Below are 19,565 nucleotides of genomic sequence, written 5' to 3' on the forward strand. Positions count from 1 at the left end.
GATATTCTTTATTCATTAATTCTTGAAAAGTTCTTATTTGATTGAGAATCATCGTGCCCACAACGTCTTTAAATCTTTGCGGCGGTATTAATCCATTGTAAATTGTTCTTTCAAACAGTTTCTCTACACATTCATTCACTTTTTCTCCCTGCAATTGCCGGATTGCTATCATGAGCTCTTTTTCTTCTTTGAGCACGTTTGTCTGAGATACATTGTTTTCATCACTGATTTGAGAAAAAGAAATAATACTGTCTTTTTCAAAATAAAACCTGTAGCTTAAAGCTGTAACAGCTTGCATATACGCTCTTCTAATCTGGTCAAATATATTATCGTTCTCATCACTAAGCCCTATCGTAATTTTAATTCCATAGCTTAATTTTACATGCTCGATTAATTCATTAAATATATTCAGTTTTTCTGAAAAATGAAATTCAATCTCTTTAGATACATTTAAAATTGTAATCATTATTTGTTCATCACTATGAAGAAAAAAAGAAAGTGAATGTCCCAAAGAATTCAGGGCCTCTTTCATCCAATATTTAATGCTTTGTTTGATTTCCTCTTTTTCTTCAGGGTCATAATTTTCATCTTTATTTTTGCTCCCTTCAATTTCACAGGCAATAATTGCACCTTTTCCTTTAAAAGGGAAAATCTGCGATATTTCCTTTAATTCATTTTCGTTTAACCCTTTATTCACCCATTTATTAAGCTGCATTTCAAGGTATACAGGCAAAGTATTTTTAAGCTGGGCTTCCAATTGCTTTTTCTCCAGTAGCGTTCTCCGTTCAAGTTTGATCCTGTCTTCTACCTTTCCGAGCATTACAGCAATTCCTTCACTGTCAATGGGTTTTAGTAAATAATCAAAGGCGCCAAGAGCTATAGCTTTTTGGGCATACTCAAAATGGGCATAAGCACTCAGGATTATGACTTTTATATCTTTCTTCAATGCCATAACCCTTTTTGTCAGTTCCAATCCATCCATAATCGGCATTTTTACATCTGTAATAAGGATTTCAATATCGTTGGATAGAATGAATTCTAACGCCTCTTGCCCATTTTTTGCTCCGTTTACATTATAATCTGGTCTGAATTGTTTGATTAAATTAATAAGGCCTTTTCTATGTTTTGGTTCATCGTCAACCACTAAAGTGCTATACAAAGAATAGATCACCCCTATTATTGTTTGATTTAAATAAAATATTCGACAAAATTTTATTTTAACCTTCATATTATGCGGTGGATAATCTGTTGAATGGTGGACTAATCGATATAACATGGTGAACTTTATCATCGTAGAAAGCTATTTACAGAAAAACTTTCACACTCAGGGGTGCTTTTATTTTTATATTACCTACTTTCTCCTCTGCTGTCTGCCCTTAATAATAAATGGATAAATTTATGTTTTTGCAGGAAAGTACCCATCCGGTAATATTCAACAATTTGTTTACTGTGTATGCCCTATGAAATGAATAGAAGGTAGTAAATGAAGTGTTAAAGATTATTCTAAAAAAGACCTCTGGAAATCATCCAAAGGCCTCTTCATCAAGTTATTTTCACTTTTTTCTCAAAATGATTAGACTGTCAAGGTCAATAACAGCTTTTGTAAACCTTAAAAAGTCTAGACCTAATGGTTTACACAGAAAATTACTCTGTATTACCTTTACATTTTAGATTATTGCCCTGGTGTTAATTCACCGGCTGCTTTAACTTCGAAAGGTATCTGATGTGCAAACGAGTATCTATCGGCATAGGAACCCCATGAACCATAGAGCGTCAAATTATAGCAGTCACTAAATGCAAAACCGCTCATATCTGTCATACTGTCCGGAACCATCACACTCACTAAACTGCCGCAATTATAAAATGCAAAATCTGCAATACTTTTCGTGCCCTCTTCAATAATTACTTTTTCTAACCCTGTACATTCAGCAAACGCATACTCTCCAATGCTCTTAACATTCTTGGGAATAGTTACGCTTTTTAAACTGCTGCATAATTTAAACGCTCCATCGCTTATCTCTGTAATACTGCTTGGAATCACCACTCCGGTCAAGTTTTGGCAATTTAAAAAGGCACCAACACTAATACTTTTGATATTGTCCGGAATAATTACCTCACCGCCCTTGCCCTTGTATCGCACTAATATACCATCTCCAGCCACAACAAAATCGCCCTGATAATTTTTTTGCCACGGAGTGTTTTCAAAAGCCAGTTTACCAATATAAGTAACACTCTTTGGGATAGTTATACTCTTTAAGTTTTCGCAGTTACTAAAAACATTATCTCCGATGAAGGTTACACTGCCTGGAATTTTTACACTTTTTATTTGGGAGTTATAGTGGAATGCCTCATGGTAAATGCTTTTAACTCCATTAGGTATGGATACGGCACTTTCATTTCCGTTATAGCTCAATAATATATTGTCCCCTGCAATAACAAAAATATCTTTATTTTCGTATAACCACGGGACACCATCTAATGCATAATAGCCGATATTTGTAACACTCTTTGGTATTACCAGTTTTTTTAAACTGGAACAAAATTTAAATGCAAAATCCTCAATACTTGTAACACCATCGGGAATGGTTACACTCGTCAAATCTGTGCAATCACTGAAGCACATCCATTCAATTTTGGTTACACCCTTTGGAATTACTATCTCTTTCAAACCGGAGCTCGCAAAGGCCTGACCTCCTATTCTTTCAATTCCGCTTGGAAGATTTATACTTTTTAAACTTTTGCAATCAGAAAACGCAAGGTTTTCAATACTTTTAAGACTGCTTGGAATTGTTACGCTTTTCAGATTGGTGCAAGCAATAAAAGCATCATTTCCAATGGTTTTAACCCCCTCCGGGATAATTATGCTTTCCAGGCTTGTGCATCTATTAAACATATTGCTGCCTATGTTAATGGCATTTTGGGAAATCTTTATGCTTTCTAAATTTTCACAATTAGAGAAGACACATTCTCCAATATTTGTGACACTGTCCGGCATTATAACACTTTTCAAACTACTGCATTCCGAAAATGCAAAATAAGCGATAAATTTTATTCCTTCCGGTATGGTTACTGCTTCATCCGTACCGTTATATTTCACTAAAACATTACCATTTGCCACGGTAAAATCACCTGGGATATCTTTAATCAATGGAGTATCCTTAAAAACATAAAGGCCAATGCTTATAACACTGTCCGGGATATTTACGCTTGTCAGACTGGTACACCCTGAAAATGCACCTTGCCGGATGATCGTGACGCCGTCAGGAATCTTTATGCTGGTCACTTCCGTGTTGTTCTGAAATGCATATACATCTATACCTGTAACTTCATCCGGGATAACTACGGCTCTGTCTGAGCCATAATAGCGTTTCAGCATACCGTCTTGAATAAGAAAATCGTCATCCCCCTGCGCCTGAGCAGGAAGTGCTGGTATGACAGCCAGTATGACTAAAAAAAAGAAACTGATTATAATTTTTTTTGCATTTAATGATTTCATTGTTTTTTCCCTTTTATATACAATTTTTGCTATAATTCGAAATTAATTAGATGATACCATATTTTTGTGGAAAATTCTACATAAATTTTGTTTGAAAATGTGGGCATGTCATTAATTAATTGACTTTTAGGGTTCCCTATTTTCTCTGCTGTCTGCCCTGATCGTCGATATAATAATTATCTTTCATTATCAGCTCCGATACCGGAACAAAATCAAGTCCTTTGGCCTTGAGCTGGGAAATGATCTGAGGCAGCAGCTCTACGGTATATTGGGTATCATTGTGAAAAAGTATGATTGAACCGGGTTTTGTTCTTTTCATGATCCTCTCCAGAATAGCCTGCCTGCTCATTTCCTTTTTCCAGTCCAGGCTGTCAACATTCCACTGAATAGGATAGCTCCCCAATTCATTGCAGGTTTCAATAACGGTATTGTTATAATCACCATATGGCGGTCTGAATAATATGACCTTGGTACCGGATATTTCCCCAAGTTTCTGATTGCACAGTTCAATTTCGGATCTGCACTTTTCCTTGCCGATAGTGCTCATTCTTAAATGAGAATAGCCGTGGTTGGCCACATCATGTCCGTCGTTTGCAATAAGTTTTACCGCATCGGGATATTTTTCACCCCACTGTCCCACCATAAAAAAACTGGCCCTGACATTCTCCTTTTTCAGTATTTCCAATATTGTAGGTATATCACCGGCCCCCCAGGCACAGTCAAAGGTTATTGAAACCAGGTTTCTATCTGTTTCCACACTATAAATAGGAAGCACTCTCTGGTTGCTGAAAACATTTATAGAGTTAAAAACTCCTGAACGTCCTATAGTTATAAATAACGCTATAAGTCCCATTCCAATCACCAAAATAAATAAGTAACTCGAAAACCTCTTCCGGTTTATAATAATAAACTTCATTATAAAACTCCTTAAATAATAAAATATTTATAATATATAATATTTTATTATTTAAGGAGTTATGTTAGTAGTACAACAATGCAATGGAATCTACTGTTAATCATGTATTAATTTTAGTTGAGCATTTTACTGTATTTCTTCCATTTCCAGTTTCCAAAGATAATTGATACGAAACTAAACATAACAATATTAATCATGACATTGGTTATAAACCGACTAAAAGTATAATCACTATTAAAGAAAATTCTGAATACCGGTAAAACAACTCCCAGTGGTAAGGCAACAGTTATAATCCAATGAAACAGTATGTATTTGAATTTACCTTGTTCCCTAATTTTTATCCATTGTTCCTTTGTTATATCAATTTGCATTTTTAGAACCATCCTTGTAAATTTTATAGCCACACCAAAATATTACTATATATTACAGTAAATTCATAGAGTGTATAATATTAATAATGGTATTTATAAATATGAGTTCTCTTTTCAAAACTATCATATCACTCCCTTCAGTTGTTTTAAAATTAGCCCAAAAATACTTTTACATTTTTAAATATAATTTCTATTGTATTTCCCGTACTTAAAAGGAACTCATGCATTAAATAATTTTTATTTTTTTCAGTTAATTCATCGTAACCGATATAACCCAAGTTATCATTAATATCTTCAAATTTTTGATTTTCAACTGAATATTTAAAATTAATGTCCGTTACATTTTTATACTCAAATATAAGTATATTATCATCAATTGATATCTTTAAAGTCACACAAATTGATTTATTGGATCTTTTTGACTTATTGGACCTTTTTATAGGTGAGTAATTTACTGCTTCAAGAGATACTATCCTGCTATCATGAAGACTATATTGTTTATAAATTTCGTACACGTCAACAGGCAGCCTTGACTTTAGTCCTTCAAACTGTTTGTGGTACTCAGATACCGCATTGTCCCATAAATCTCTGGTTTCTTCATATTTTTTTTCATTTTGAATATCTGCCCATAACTTTTTAGTAAAATATTTCATATGATTTGCTGCCTCCTGTTTAAGAATAACCAAAAACCAAATATGTATCCGTTCTGTTCCTCCTTTGAGGTAATACTGCCACACTCTAATCAATCTGTTTTCATATCAGTTGATATATGCATTTTGATATAGTATTATAAGTATGTAAAAATAACCATAACCTGAAAGGTATAAATATGAACAAACTTTTATCCGGTATCAGCTTAATGTTTTTTGGTATTATTCTCTTTTGTATTGCTCATATTCAAAGCAGTCATTTATATATAAAACTTGGTTCCTGGAATACGCCTCCGGGAAAATATCTTACTTCAGTCATAGAAACAGGAGGATTACTACCCTTTATATCAGGATTATTTTTAATGTTCCTTGGCTTAATCTTTGTTTTATATGGAGCTCTTAGAAACAAATAGGCAGAAATAGGATATCTTTGTACAAACCATTATTTATCATACCATACCAGGAAATCCTATTTTCCTGACCATTGAAAATCAGCCGGTTTCTCAAGCTTAGGATAACCGTCATTGGAACATTTATTGGGCATAATCCTTTCATACTTATCTTTTTCACAGTTGTATACCGCATAACCGGACTGCCACTTTTCCATATCTTCGGCAAAATAATATGAAAGCAATACCTTTTTGCTGTCGGGACTCCATTCAAGGAAGCGCACCGATGGATCAGACCGTTGATAACCGCCTATTTTGTAGCCAAACTTCCCACTATTTTCTCCAAGGTATGAAAACAACTCTTGTTTATTTGCAGTCAAAGTAGCTAATTTTAATATAACAGTGTTTGACCATAGCCGGCCGCCATCGCCAACCGCCAACCTGGACCCATCAGGACTCCAATGTATATAGCCCGCTACACCTCCATCTCCTCCAACACTTACAAGCTGCAAAACCATTGATATTTGCCTGGTTTCTCCGGAATATACCCATAATTTTCCATCATTGAAACGCGTATTTAAAAAAGAACAAAATGCCACATCTTTGCCATTGGGAGAATGGACAAATTCAGGACCTGAAAATGTTTCAGACAATATCTCCGTGGAAAATTCAGCTGCCTCCCGCACTTGTTGAACAGGATCATTCAGCAATGGCTTCAGAGCTCTGATAATATCAGGTTTTCTTGCATCCCAATAATAATCAAATGCTTTGTATGCGCACGACCATCGAACGTATGAATCCTTATGCTGCATACCTGCAATGTATAAAGGTAATAAGTCAGCATTCATGGGCATTTCACTAAAGCTAGCCTTGGAGCCGCCATAACTTTTAGCATAGTCATCCCAAAAGGAAACCAAATTAGTATTAGGTAACCCTTGTGATTTGGTTTCAAATACATCATTCGCTTGATTGTCGGATACGTAATTTATCTCTGACGACGCAACACCGGCCTGATTTACAGGATTCGCCAATGCGTCCGAATGACTTTCCAATACATTTTGATTTTGACAACCTGATAAACATAAAACAACAATTCCAATAATTGAAATTATAAATAGTCTCCGTTTCATTCTATCCTCCCAGAACACAAAAGTAACATTCCCATATCAGTAAAATGAGATTTGCTGCCTGTCACCGCATGTTAAATTTATAAAAATTAATTTTCAATTGTATAAATTAATTTTGGGATTATACGTCCTTTTTTAAGAAGTGATTCTACCTCCCCGCATAAAACAGCCCCCATTCCAATATAAAATTCCCTGGCCTGAGGACTGGTAACCAAGCTGAATTCTTTTATCCCACGACTCCTGCAATCCTTAATCAAGTGGTTCCAAAGCAGTTTTCCATAGCCTTTACCTATGTATTCAGGAGCAATATAGAAATACTCCAGGGAAGTTTCCCTCTCATCATTAATTACACTGTAGAATCCGATTATATTATTATCTTCTTCTAAGATAATTGTTATATTATTATTTATAAATTCTTCACTTACACTATAAACAGCTCTGAACATATTCATATATTCCGGATCATATCCCCAATAAGCTTCAGAATTAATTGCTAAATCCGTTAATATATTATGCTCGTATTCTTTAGCACTTCTAATTTTTATCATTTACGAAAATCTCCCTTATAAATTAATATAATTCAAATCTCCATACTACTTCATTGAATTTATACTTAATTTATAAGTATTCATAAATTCTTTTCAAATTCAATCTCATGCATTATGGGAATATCATCCATTCCAAGCAGCGGTATTTGAGGTTTTATCTTTCTGGATTCCTGTATTGCATTTATATATAAACCCGTAAAATTAAAGCCTCGCCTTTGGTAAAACCGGATGGCATGCGTATTATCATTTGTTGTTATTAACCAAACCCTTTTGCATTTATGTGCTTTCGCTTCCTCAATTACTTTATCTATTAGCATTGACCCTATCCCCTGCTTTTCTATTAAACTATCAAGAGATACAATTTCACAATCCTCATTTTGGATATTGTATGTTATTAACCCCTTCAGTTTATCATCTTCAACAGCCACAAAGCCAGGTAAATATCCGGCATAATGTATTATTCCTTTAGTAACAATTACAGGACCGCCCCATTGCTCATTAATTAAATTAATGACATCTTCCCTCGTCTTTATATCAATGGGCTTTACTTCAAACATATGTAACCTCCTGTTTTGTGACACTATCAAATTTTCATTATAATCGTTTATTAATGCTTGTTAAGCAAATTCCATATGATTAAGTCAGATGATATCGAAAAATATTCATTGGTCAGTGAATCCCATTCATCTTTGGAAACTTCTTTATCTTCGTATATAAATACATCATAATCGTTACTTTCATTCAAGCCACTTTCATCGACGCTGTGATACTTTGAGAAATATACTCTTGAGATTTCATTTCCATCGGAGTCCAAAACTAAATAATAATAGTTTATGTGAGTCGGTGCTGCACCATCGCGTTCATATAAGATTGCTCCGTTGTTTAATGGAGATTCATAATCGGGACCTTCATGCCACAAGACAATTTGTCCGTTAAGATATGTAAAAATAGCATAACTGCCACCAACTATAGGGCGCAGATGAAGTTCCGGTATTCCATCCCCGTTCATATCAAATAAGGCGTAATAAGTTTTTAAATCCGGCTCCAAAGAAATATCTTTAATATTAACGGCTCCATCACTTATCTCATGTTTTGAGTCTTGTGCTTTTATACTTCCTGCTAAGAAATTGTTATATGCTGCAAGCGCATCATTATATCCTGATGGTACATCATCAGATACCTGTGGAGAACTATTATCAGAAGGTTGGACAGGATTCGCCGTAACCATCGCACTTACACTTGGTGTGGATGATGCAGCCGTGGTCGACGGAGTGCTGACACTGTTTTGTCCGCAGGCGTAGAGAGCAAACAGAAATATAGATGAGAGCAAAAGGAAAAGGGTCTTCTTGAGAAAAAGGTTGTGTTTCATGACGGCCTCCTAAGTTTTTTTGTTTTACTATATATAATTCAAGTGTCAAAAATACTTTTTAAAAATTTGTTCATTTTGTGCAAAAAATCGGACTTTTGACCTCTAGTCATATCATAGTTTATTTATATTTTTTTTACAACCTTTTGCATTCTCTTTGTACAGCACCATTAAAACATGTGGAATTCCATCCTCTAAAAACTCCTCTGATATTTGCCTAAATCCTGCTTTTTCATAAAATTCTTTTGCATAAGATTGAGCTTCTATTTTTATTTTATCTGCATTCATTCTCTCTTTCGCAATCTTTATGCCCTCCAAAAGAATTCTATACCCTAATCCGCATCCTCTTTTCAGGGTCAGCACTCGTCCAATTGATACCTCTTCAAAAGAGACTCCTTTATTGACAACTCTTAAATAGGCTTTAATTCCCGTATCATCTTTTAAAAACACGTGGTATGAATATTGGTCTTTATCATCTATTTCCTGATATGCACAATTCTGTTCCACAACAAATACCTTAACTCTGATTTGCAATATTTCATATAATTCCTCAACGGATAATTCTCCAAATTGTTTTACAATCAAATCCATATTTTTCCCTCCGTCAAATTTCTGTTTATCTGTAAGATTATATAAATAATCGATAGTTCATAGTTTAATACAATGCTCAACTTAAAAGCAAACTCAATTTGTTTTCTTTGGTTTATTGTTTACAGGAAGCTTGAAAGTAAAGCTTGTCCCTTTTCCATATTCGCTTTCAACAGACAATTGCCCGTTATGCCGGCTGATAATATTATAGGCTATTGTTAATCCCATTCCTGATCCCTGACCTACAGGCTTTGTAGTAAAAAAAGGATCAAAAATTTTATTCAGATTATCTTTGGATATGCCGGCACCATTATCTTCGATTTGACAGTATACATATCTTTTGTCATTATATGTTCTGACTTTAAGTTCTCCTTTTCCATTTACATGCTTGCGGGATATTGCATAAAGGGCATTTTCAATCAAGTTCACAATCACTTGATTAATTTGATCTCCCATAACCTGAATATCAGGCACTTTATTAAGCTCCTTTTTTACCTCGGCATGTTGCTTCAAATCACTTTGCAATATCTCAAGGGTATTGTCGACAGCGGCGCTCAGATCATATTCCATAATCTTATCATGCGGCTCTTCTCTGATATAAGTACCAAGTCCGCTTACAATATTTGTAATCCTGGTCAGCCCGTCATTACAGTCATTAAAAATATCATTAATATCACTTAATAAAAAATCGATATTATACTTTTCTTCAAGTTCTTCCAGGACACTTATGTTTTGAACCGCAAGTTGGTACTCGTTATTTTTTATATGATTTTTGAAAATTCTATATGCCTGTATTAAATCACCGAACCGTTCACAATACTTGCTTAACATATCAAAGTTACTTATGACGAACCCCAGCGGATTGTTGATTTCATGGGCGGCCCCGGCAGCAAGATGTCCAATGCCCGTGAGTTTTTCCTGCTGAATCTTCTGCTTCTGCATCACCTTTAGTTTCATAACCTCTTTCACCAGATTCCTGTGCTTTTCCTCAAGTTCCTGCTGAAATTTTTTCTTATCCGAAATATCCTCTTGAATTAATATATAATTGGTTGTATTCCCATTTCTGTCCCTGACCGGCGAAACGGAAGCAGAAACCCAATAGAGCTCGCCATTCTTTTTTTTGCTTATAAACTCCCCTTCCCAGGATTCATCATTTCTGAATTTTTCTTTCATCTCATTCAGTATATGCTTCGGAACCATCTCTGATTTGAGGAGGTTTATATTCCTGCTGTTAGCGTCCTTAAAGCTGAATCCGGTAACCGATGTAACCTTTGAATTAATATACTCCATGATTCCATCAGGATTGGTGATTATGACCATCACCGGACTCCGCTCAAAAGCAGCGGCCAGCTTTTCAATTTCTGCTTCAATCTTTTTTTGCTCTGTAATATCTGTAAAAATACTAACAAAATATCCTGGACAGGGACTGTATGCAGATACTGAGTAAACCTTCTCCCTATAATTCATTTTACATTCAAAAACCCTTTTCTCTCCGGTTATGGCAACCCGGCCGCATATTTCAATCAAATCAGGTTCAGTTTCATTAGTTCCAAAATTTGTTTCTGCAGCTCTCCTGTTCAATATTTCAAATCTTTGATTGCCGGTCATTAACTCAAAAGCATGATTTGTATCAAGTATCACATAATCGACCGGCTTCCCCTGCCGGTCACAAATGACCTTCCCGTAAAGAAAAGCCTCGGTCATATTTGCAAACAGAATAGAACCCTTGTGCTCCATCTCCGCCGGTCCATATTCTGCCTCATATCTGCCGACCTGCTTGTCAGCAGAGTACCCTTGGGTCAGCACATGCCTGTGACTTGGCAGATTGCGCAATATACGGCAAATGACCTGTCTCAGGCGGGATAATTCCTTTTTGGGGACACTGTCGTCTATACCTGCCTCGATTAATTCAAGTACATTTTCCTCGGATAAATCATCTGAAAGGACAATTATCGGAATATGACAATAGGTTTTTTTTAACTTCTTTAATACATCAAATGCAATAACTCCGGAATATTTATATTCACTTATTACAACATCCCACAGTCCGCTGTTTAACAAGTTATTCAAATCCTTGAGAGAGGTTGCCTGTTTCTGACAAACTGGAATATCCCACATTGCAAGCTTTTCCATTACAATACTTGCGGTCTCCGGAGATTCATTTATAAACAAAACTCTATCATTACTTTCCATTGATTTTCTCCTATCTTAATTTTCCCTCTAAATAATAATTGTACTATAAATCGAGACCAACAAAACTGAGAAAATAGTCCATATTATCAAAAGTGTTATAAAAAAACCTCCTGAGCTTATTGTGGCAATACTTGTTTTACATTCAATTCATTTTTTCATTATTTATCTGTGTACCGGAAGTCTGACAGTAAATTTAGAACCAACGTCCGGTTTACTGTCAACCAGTAATTCTCCTTTATGTTTATTTACGATTATATCATAGGCTATGCTGAGTCCCAACCCGGTTCCCTGTCCGACCGGCTTGGTTGTATAAAAGGGATCAAAAATTCTGCCGATAATATTTTCGGGTATTCCCGTCCCGTTATCCTCAATTTCACAACTGGCATAACGCTCATCACTGTACGTCCTGACAGTTATTAAACTTGAATTTATATCCTCTTTTGATTTTGTTGCATGAACAGCATTTATAATTATATTCAGAAGAACCTGATTTATTTGCCCTCCGTTTGCATATATATTCGGTATATCACCTAAAAACAGTTCAACCTTTGCATGGTATTTTATCTCATTATTGGCGACCAGCAAGGTGTTCTGTATTCCGTTATTCAGATCGTATTCCTCAAATTCGTTCTGCTGATCGACTCTGGAAAAGGTGCGCAAGCCCATAACAATCTTGCTTATACGCTCCAAGCCATCACTCACATCATTAAACAGGTCAGTAATATCCGAATTAATAAAATCAATGTTTATTTTATTTTCAGTATTATAAACAGTATTTATTCCAGGTATTGATTGATTGGGACATAGTTTACATACTTCTTTATAGAAATTTCGATAAGTGTCCAGCATAGTCCTGTAATTCATGATATAGTTTTTCAAGGTCTCAATATTACTGGATACATACCCCAGAGGGGTGTTAATCTCATGGGCAACACCCGCTGCCAGCTGACCTATCCCCGCCAGCTTTTCCTGATTTATCAATTGCATTTGAAGCTGTTTAAGCTTTTTCAGCGTGTCCTGGGCAAGCTGTTCCCTCTCGATTATTATGGCCTGCTTTTCCTCCAGTTCACAAATATGCTCTTTTTCCTTTTGCTGAATCTTGTTGAAAGCAACGACCAGATCTCCAAGCTCGTCATTGGATATGACCGCAAGTTCTCTATCCAGATCCACATTTTCTCCTTCAGCTATTTCAGTAAGATTTTCAGCCACCAGTGAAATCTCGTCTGCTAGAGATTTTGAGAAATAGTACAAAACAAAAACATTAAGGAAAAGCAATGCCAGAAATCCCAGCAGAAAGAACATCAGAACATTTCCCGATGCCACTTTGAAAATAACACCCATCCGCCACTCTGCCCCGTTACTGTCAATTACTGCAACTATACCCTGAGTTTCAGAATTTATATCAAAGATTCTGTCCCCCTCATAGGGGTTTGAAATAAAGTAAGTCAGATAGCCGCCAATATTTTTGTTATCCGAAGTAAGGATATCACCCCCGGGAGTTTTGACAAAATATATTGGTTCATTGCTATTAAATTTAATTTCTTTTAATATGTTAAAAGCCTGTTCCGGATTTTTCAGGTCGGTATTCATGTTATCAATACTTTCGGACAGCTGCATTTTGTATAGGCTGTACAGCATATCGCCTTTCTCGTCTACCAGCCTTGAGTACCCTATAAGCGCGGTGAAAAGCATTGTCAGAATCAGCATGGGTATTATCTGAAAAAATATCTTATTCTTTAAGCCTATCCTTATTCCTTCCTTTTCCCCTCCTGTATACGTTCTCAGTAAAATAATTTTAAACAGTCTCCTTGAAAAGGTATGCGATATAACCGCTGCAAGACACATAAGCGAAAATACCATTATCAAAACCTTTATCACGGCCAGCAAGGATATGTTGTTCAAATTTCTGACAAGTAAAAGTACCGGTATCAGAGGGATATTCACTATCAGCGCCTGGCCGAGAAAAACCAGGTAAGGAATATTTATGCATTTTTTTCTGATGGCATTCAGTTCTTTGAGATCCTCCTCTTTTCTTGGATCCAGTTTATCCCAGTTATTAATGCCTCTGAATGTTCTTATGAAAAGAAAAGTACCGATTAACATGGAAAGAAATACAATAATTATGTACTGGCCTATATTGCTGGTACCAAGCCGCACACTCACCTCCTCATTATTTGGAGGGTAGTTCAGCAGCATCTGGACCATTGGATAAAAGATAACACTGACAATAACCGTCACCAGATAATACAGCAGAATAATACTGGTAACAACATTATTATTGACAATACTTTTTACCAATTTTGATTTTTTACGTATTGTATCCAATTTCATTTTAAGCCCCCTAAAATTTTTACATTATTTTATGTGATAAAGCCTGCTTTTTTCATGTATTTATATATTTTGTATATATAACCGGCATTAATATCCGGCCATTCAAAACCTGCCGGCTTTAAATATTCTTTTGTAATTTCCGAATTCACTGTCACAGACGGCTTAAGGCCGAATGTCCCCTCCCTACGCAGATCATTTATAATATTGACCATCATTTCCTTTGTATCAAGGCTTTTTAATAAAGCTGCCATTCTGGTTCTGTACTGTTCATTATCAAGCAAATCAATTTTGCAGCCCACAAACCTGAATACCTGTATAATCTCCCGGATTTCGGTTTTTTTGTCATTAAACAAATGGAATATACTTAACCGGTCCATATCAAGCTCAGCCAATTTCACAATAGCATCCGAACATATGTCCACAGGTGTGAATTCCGCCTTCAGCCGGCAGATATCCCTTGAAACAACTCCTGATTGTATGAAGAAGTTCAGTATGCCGTAAAATCTGTTTTCACTGATATTGGGCTGAAAATGACCGTCGTTGTACCTGCCTGTTAAATTTCCTATCCTGAATATTGACGCATTTAAAGAATTCCCGGAATATTGAAAAATAAGTTTTTCGGCTTCAAATTTACTTTTTACATAAACATTGTCATCAAAATTCTGTCCGATAAAAAGATCATTTTCAGTAAAAATTAAATTCCCGGAGCTTTGCTTGAAAAAATCTCCGGATATACTTGCGGTTGAAATATAATTAAGCTTGGCACCGCTTGAAATACAGAACTCAAGCATCCTTTGCGTTCCCATGACATTTGTTTTTTCAAAACGGGAATAGTCGCCGAAATGCTTGACTATTGCGGCAGAATGTATCACTGTATCAATTTCCCTGATCAATTCCTCATATGCCTGAATATCCAGACCGAACCTTTCACAGGTAATGTCGCCGTTTACGACAATTATGCGGTTGTTTAGAAAGCTGTCATAGCTGCTGCCAAAATAAAAATGCAGCTTTTCCATGAGTTTGTTTACGGCCAGGTCCATACTTTCAGCCCTTACAAGGCAATATATATTTGCTTGTGTGCCAGCCAGCATTTTCTCAAGGAGGTGTGCTCCCAGAAAACCGGTAGACCCGGTTAAAAGCACATTCTTATATATTCTTTTTTTATAATCTATCGAAAGACTCATCCTTCCCTGCAGGCTGATGTTCTGATCTGCGGCGGGAATTTCCTCATACGCTGCTCCCGGGTCTTTGTTCATAATTATTTCGGCCATAGCCTCTACAGTCGGATATTTGTAGAAATCCTGCATTGCGACATTCCAGCCGTACTCCAGAACTTCTACCAGCACCCTCATGATTGTAAGGGAATCAATCCCATATTCAAACAAGTTGTCCTTTACACCTATGCCGGTAATCCTGAGGACTTTTTGCCAGGCTTTCAGCAGATTTTCTTCAACCTCATTGGAGGGAGGTGAAAAGTCCTTATTTACATTATTTTTCCTGTCAGGCTCGGGTAAAAGCAACTTGTCAATCTTGCCGTTATAGGTCAAAGGCATTTCTGCAAGCTGGATGAAAAATCCGGGCACCATATATTCAGGCATAAATTTTAATAAATGAGCTGTGATCTCATTTTTACTTAACTTCTCAGTAGCTGTAAAATATGCACATAAATATTTATTCCCATCTTCATCCTGCTTTGCCATAACAACTGTTCCGGTTATACGACTCATTTTTGACAGCAGATTTTCTATCTCTCCCAGCTCTATCCTCAGACCTCTTATTTTAACCTGATTATCAGCCCTTCCAATGAATTGGATATTCCCGTCAGGCAGCCATCTGGCATAGTCGCCTGATTTGTACATCCTTCCTTCCGAATATGGGTTTTGTACAAACTTCTTCCCGGTAAATCCGGAATTATTCAGATATCCCCTTGCAAGGCAATCTCCGGCAATATATATTTCGCCGGCGGTATTGACTGGCACCGGCAGCAGCTCCTTATCCAGTATGTAAATTTTCGTATTGCTGACCGGCTTCCCGACCGATATGTAGGATTCCTTGTCATCTTCCAGCCTGAAAGGATAAAAGGACGCAACTATAGTAGTTTCAGTGGGACCGTACCCATTGAGAATTTTCATACAGGGATTTATTGACAGGTATTCATCCATAACTCTCACTTTTATGGGCTCGGCACCTACAAACATTTTGTCCAGCTTTACTCTGCCGGGATATTTTTTTAAAAGCCCGGACAGTTCTTTAAGCATGGATGGGGGAATGTACGTAAAGTTAACGGACTTTTGCACAATAATTTCTGATAACTTTACAACATCCAGATAGTCCGAATCACTGTTAAGTACAAGACATGCTCCAAATACAAGAGGCATGAATATTTCACAGACACTTGCATCAAAGGATATATTGGTGAGGCTCAGACACCTGTCACCGGCATTGAAATCACAATCGTACATCTCATACATGGAATATAAGAAATTGACCAGGGATCTGTGTTCTATCATAACCCCCTTTGGTTCTCCCGTTGAACCTGATGTATAAATAACATATGCAAGGTCATCAGGCTTATTGAGATTTACCGGATTATTCTGTTCATATGTATTCAGCTGTATTGTTCCCATATCCAGAATTTCTCCGTCAAAGTCAATACTGCCGTTAAGGCTTCCGTTGATAAGCAGTATTTGAGTTCCGCTGTCCTGTAAAATGTAATTGATCCTTGCCGCAGGATACTTTGGATTTATCGGCAAATAAGCCCCGCCTGCCTTTAATATTCCTAAAATGCCTATTATCAGCTCTACAGAACGCTCCATACTGATACCTACAACACTGTCAGACTTGACACCTCTCTCCCTCAATAAAGCGGCAAGAGAATTGGCCCTGATATTCAACTCTTTATATGTAAGCTCTTTATGTCCAAATTCTACTGCTATATCGTTAAAATTTTTCCCGGACTGAATTTCAATCAATTCCTGTATGGTTTTATCCTTTGGGTAATCTCTTTCAGTATTATTAAAATCATACAGCACCTGCCTTCTTTCAATTTCCGGCAGGATATTCAGTTTCCCGAGTTTCTCTCCGGGATGGCTGACAGCCTCATCCAGCAGGTTTACAAAATACCTGCTCATCCTTTCGATCTCATCAGCGGAGAACACATCTTCAAGATAATCAAAATCCAATACGTAAGTACCCGTATCCTCCCAGTCCCTTACGTGTATTTGAAGAGAATTGGCCTGGTAGCCGCAAAAATGCCATGACAGTTCATAATCCTCGGTAAATTCATCCTTGTCAAGCTTAACATTTTGATATGACAACACTACGTCCGAAAGACTGTCTGTGACCTGGTGCCTTTCCCTGAATTCCTTCTGTATAAGTTCATAAGGATATTTTTGGTTTCTCAGCAGGGTGAGCCATTCTTTTGAGAGGGCATGGGCAAATGAAATAAGATTCTGTTCACAATCCACAGCATACCGGACAGGCAATATATTAATAAACATTCCTGTCATCTTTTTTTCACGTGCATTTGTCCTGTTAAGCACCGGAGTTCCCAACACAATATCTGATTTGGATGTAATTCTGCTAATAAATATATAAAGTATTGAAAGGAAGGTGATAAACGGAGACTGTCTGTTTGAAATGCAGAACTCCTGGATATTACCTGCCAGCTCCGGTGAAATTTTTACACTTTTTCTGGAAGCCTTTAATTTTTTATAAACAGCTCCTCTGGTTTTAAAGCTTAAAAATTCAGGTACCGTACTGAATTTCTCACTCCAAAACCTTTCATGCTCCTCAAACCTCTTCGAATGCAGATAATCCTCCTCCGCCATTACAAAATCAATATATGACGGTTTACTCCCGGAGATAAAATTTATACCATTCCGTAATTTGGAATAGTATTCCATAATTTTGCTGATCTGTGTTACACCGGTCCAGGCATCTGATATGATGTGATGGGTTTTATAAAAAAAGCCCCCCTCGTTTTCACTGATTTTAAATAATGCAAAATAATATAAATCGGAATTGTGCAGGTTGAAAGGTTCAACAGTCTTAATACCACTCCACTTCATGTATTCTTCATTAGCTCCTGACCCGCTGAAATCAAAAAAATCAACCTTGAAATATCTGTATTCTGCAAAATACTGTTTTTCTGTTTCCTCCCCCTCTTCAATCCTTGTACGGTAGCTGTCATTCTCCCGGACAACCTGGTTTATGGCATTTTCCAAAAGCTCAAAATCCACTTTTCCGTTTATTCGCGCAGTACCGGCTATATTTCCAAAACCTGTGCCGGGAAAAACCTTCTCGGTATGCCATATAGACAACTGGGGATATGTAAGTTTTCTGTATCTGTTAAAGTCAATGAAATTATCTTTTAACAATTTTTTATATTCTCTCATTCCCTCACGGTTCATAAACATACCTGCAAATTTATCCTTAAATTCTACTCCCTTTAAACTGAATTGTGACCTTAACTGCTCATTGACACTCAATAAAAGATTGAAGCTCACCTTTCCCCGTTCATGAAAAAAAGCGGCAATTTCAGGCAATACGGCAGCTGTAATCTGCTCTATATCAGAATCTTTACTTACATAATATAATCTGCAGACATCGTGAAATATATTGAATTTCAAGATATCAGAACTCGATTCTGCAACAGCAAAAGCAATTATTTTTTCCTCCTTTTTAACGCAATAAAGGCTTCTGTCGGTGAAATAGCTATCTGACTTACAGACCTGCCGTATTTCATCAAGAAAAAAGCTGTCCTGCTCATAACCCAGCGCTTTAACTATCAGCGGCTCCAGACTGCCAGCACAATATTTTATAAAAGCCGCACAGTCATTTATTGCCTGGCAGTTATACTCCTGCTTTGTATCATAATACATCAAACTCGAAGTGTCGCAGATATATCCATAAACGGTATCAATTACAAACCTGCTCCTGTCCCCCACAAACCTTTCAATAGCCGACATGCTTTCAATCTGCCATTGGCAGGCAGCTGGCAAATACATTATGAAATTCTCACAACAGGGATGGAGATGGAGATAATCTGCTATTCCTCCGTAAATTTCAGTCCAGGCTTCCGGATTAAACTTTTCCTCTTTCAGGTATACAGCCGGCTGTCCCATAAATGTTTTGGGATATATACGCAGAACAGTGCCCAAAGCCATATCAATTTCCGAGTTTCCATAGGAAAAGCCTGCAAAAATCGGAGCAATGTTTTTTAAAAACCCGGGATGAGGAAAACCGTATTGCAAAAGAAGGTTTTTGAAACCTGTATAAACAACAAAGGGCTTTTGTATATCGAAAGAGTTCCCAACAGATGAGCCGACAGCCGCCGTCTTGAAAAATACGGTAAATTCCCTGTCCGAAAAGGAAACCGCCATTTCTTCGCCGGCATTTATTTGAATATTTTCATTGCCCGGGCAGACTATTGAAGGTTGGCTGCCCTTCCTGGGGGAGAATGACATTTCTGCAATTTGACGCTTGTTTCTAATTGTTATAATAACTGAAATACAATTTTTTCTCGCAAGATTTCTAAATAAGTCTTCAATACGTTTAATATCATTTACAGGTTTAAATCTATTCATGT

Annotated in this window: 12 protein-coding genes; all 12 read right to left on the minus strand. The window is 36.7% G+C overall.

The genetic code is table 11. From position 1 onward, the window contains the following. Positions 1-1,159, minus strand: a 1,159-nt coding sequence (locus CTER_RS18805; protein WP_004628448.1) for a response regulator, incomplete at its 3' end; no start/stop codon positions are given. A gap of 513 nt (positions 1,160-1,672) precedes the next feature. Next, a complete protein-coding gene (locus tag CTER_RS27125) occupies positions 1,673-3,496 on the minus strand; it encodes a leucine-rich repeat domain-containing protein (protein WP_004628343.1) in 1,824 nt (607 codons plus the stop codon). Between the two features lie 136 nt (positions 3,497-3,632). Continuing rightward, complete coding sequence (locus CTER_RS18815; protein ID WP_004628470.1) at positions 3,633-4,412, minus strand: polysaccharide deacetylase family protein; 780 nt, start codon at positions 4,410-4,412, stop codon at positions 3,633-3,635. A 523-nt stretch (positions 4,413-4,935) separates the two neighbouring features. After that, positions 4,936-5,436 carry a hypothetical protein gene (locus tag CTER_RS18825; RefSeq protein ID WP_004628274.1) on the minus strand — a complete coding sequence of 167 codons (501 nt, stop codon included), beginning with the start codon at positions 5,434-5,436 and terminating at the stop codon, positions 4,936-4,938. A gap of 466 nt (positions 5,437-5,902) precedes the next feature. Then, on the minus strand, positions 5,903-6,952 hold the full coding sequence (locus CTER_RS18830) for a WD40 repeat domain-containing protein (RefSeq protein ID WP_004628427.1): 1,050 nt from the start codon (positions 6,950-6,952) through the stop codon (positions 5,903-5,905). An 86-nt stretch (positions 6,953-7,038) separates the two neighbouring features. Beyond that, the gene (locus tag CTER_RS18835; RefSeq protein WP_004628286.1) at positions 7,039-7,497 is read right to left on the minus strand and encodes a GNAT family N-acetyltransferase; all 459 of its coding nucleotides are present in this window, start codon (positions 7,495-7,497) and stop codon (positions 7,039-7,041) included. Positions 7,498-7,577: 80 nt separating this feature from the next. Next, on the minus strand, positions 7,578-8,054 hold the full coding sequence (locus CTER_RS18840; protein WP_004628456.1) for a GNAT family N-acetyltransferase: 477 nt from the start codon (positions 8,052-8,054) through the stop codon (positions 7,578-7,580). Positions 8,055-8,104: 50 nt separating this feature from the next. After that, entirely contained in the window at positions 8,105-8,866 is a 762-nt protein-coding gene (locus CTER_RS18845) for a hypothetical protein (protein WP_004628258.1), read from the minus strand. 111 nt (positions 8,867-8,977) lie between these two features. Then, positions 8,978-9,454: a GNAT family N-acetyltransferase gene (locus CTER_RS18850; RefSeq protein WP_004628380.1), complete on the minus strand. Its 477-nt coding sequence runs from the start codon at positions 9,452-9,454 to the stop codon at positions 8,978-8,980. 93 nt (positions 9,455-9,547) lie between these two features. Then, complete coding sequence (locus CTER_RS27130; protein ID WP_004628402.1) at positions 9,548-11,644, minus strand: ATP-binding protein; 2,097 nt, start codon at positions 11,642-11,644, stop codon at positions 9,548-9,550. Positions 11,645-11,806: 162 nt separating this feature from the next. After that, positions 11,807-13,975 (minus strand): sensor histidine kinase, encoded by a 2,169-nt coding sequence (locus tag CTER_RS27135; protein WP_004628280.1) that lies wholly within the window; start codon positions 13,973-13,975, stop codon positions 11,807-11,809. 29 nt (positions 13,976-14,004) lie between these two features. Beyond that, positions 14,005-19,563: a non-ribosomal peptide synthetase gene (locus tag CTER_RS18865; RefSeq protein ID WP_004628498.1), complete on the minus strand. Its 5,559-nt coding sequence runs from the start codon at positions 19,561-19,563 to the stop codon at positions 14,005-14,007. Positions 19,564-19,565 lie beyond the last annotated feature (2 nt).

It is taken from the genome of Ruminiclostridium cellobioparum subsp. termitidis CT1112 (assembly GCF_000350485.1).
Lineage (GTDB): Bacteria > Bacillota > Clostridia > Acetivibrionales > DSM-1351 > Ruminiclostridium > Ruminiclostridium termitidis.

What these genes read in the sequence shown, in the direction of transcription:
- CTER_RS18835 (WP_004628286.1), bottom strand. Translation starts at nt 7,497, where the DNA reads ATGATAAAAATTAGAAGTGCTAAAGAATACGAGCATAATATATTAACG.
- CTER_RS27125 (WP_004628343.1), bottom strand. Translation starts at nt 3,496, where the DNA reads ATGAAATCATTAAATGCAAAAAAAATTATAATCAGTTTCTTTTTTTTA.
- CTER_RS18850 (WP_004628380.1), bottom strand. Translation starts at nt 9,454, where the DNA reads ATGGATTTGATTGTAAAACAATTTGGAGAATTATCCGTTGAGGAATTA.
- CTER_RS18845 (WP_004628258.1), bottom strand. Translation starts at nt 8,866, where the DNA reads ATGAAACACAACCTTTTTCTCAAGAAGACCCTTTTCCTTTTGCTCTCA.
- CTER_RS18815 (WP_004628470.1), bottom strand. Translation starts at nt 4,412, where the DNA reads ATGAAGTTTATTATTATAAACCGGAAGAGGTTTTCGAGTTACTTATTT.
- CTER_RS18830 (WP_004628427.1), bottom strand. Translation starts at nt 6,952, where the DNA reads ATGAAACGGAGACTATTTATAATTTCAATTATTGGAATTGTTGTTTTA.
- CTER_RS18825 (WP_004628274.1), bottom strand. Translation starts at nt 5,436, where the DNA reads ATGAAATATTTTACTAAAAAGTTATGGGCAGATATTCAAAATGAAAAA.
- CTER_RS27135 (WP_004628280.1), bottom strand. Translation starts at nt 13,975, where the DNA reads ATGAAATTGGATACAATACGTAAAAAATCAAAATTGGTAAAAAGTATT.
- CTER_RS27130 (WP_004628402.1), bottom strand. Translation starts at nt 11,644, where the DNA reads ATGGAAAGTAATGATAGAGTTTTGTTTATAAATGAATCTCCGGAGACC.
- CTER_RS18840 (WP_004628456.1), bottom strand. Translation starts at nt 8,054, where the DNA reads ATGTTTGAAGTAAAGCCCATTGATATAAAGACGAGGGAAGATGTCATT.
- CTER_RS18865 (WP_004628498.1), bottom strand. Translation starts at nt 19,563, where the DNA reads ATGAATAGATTTAAACCTGTAAATGATATTAAACGTATTGAAGACTTA.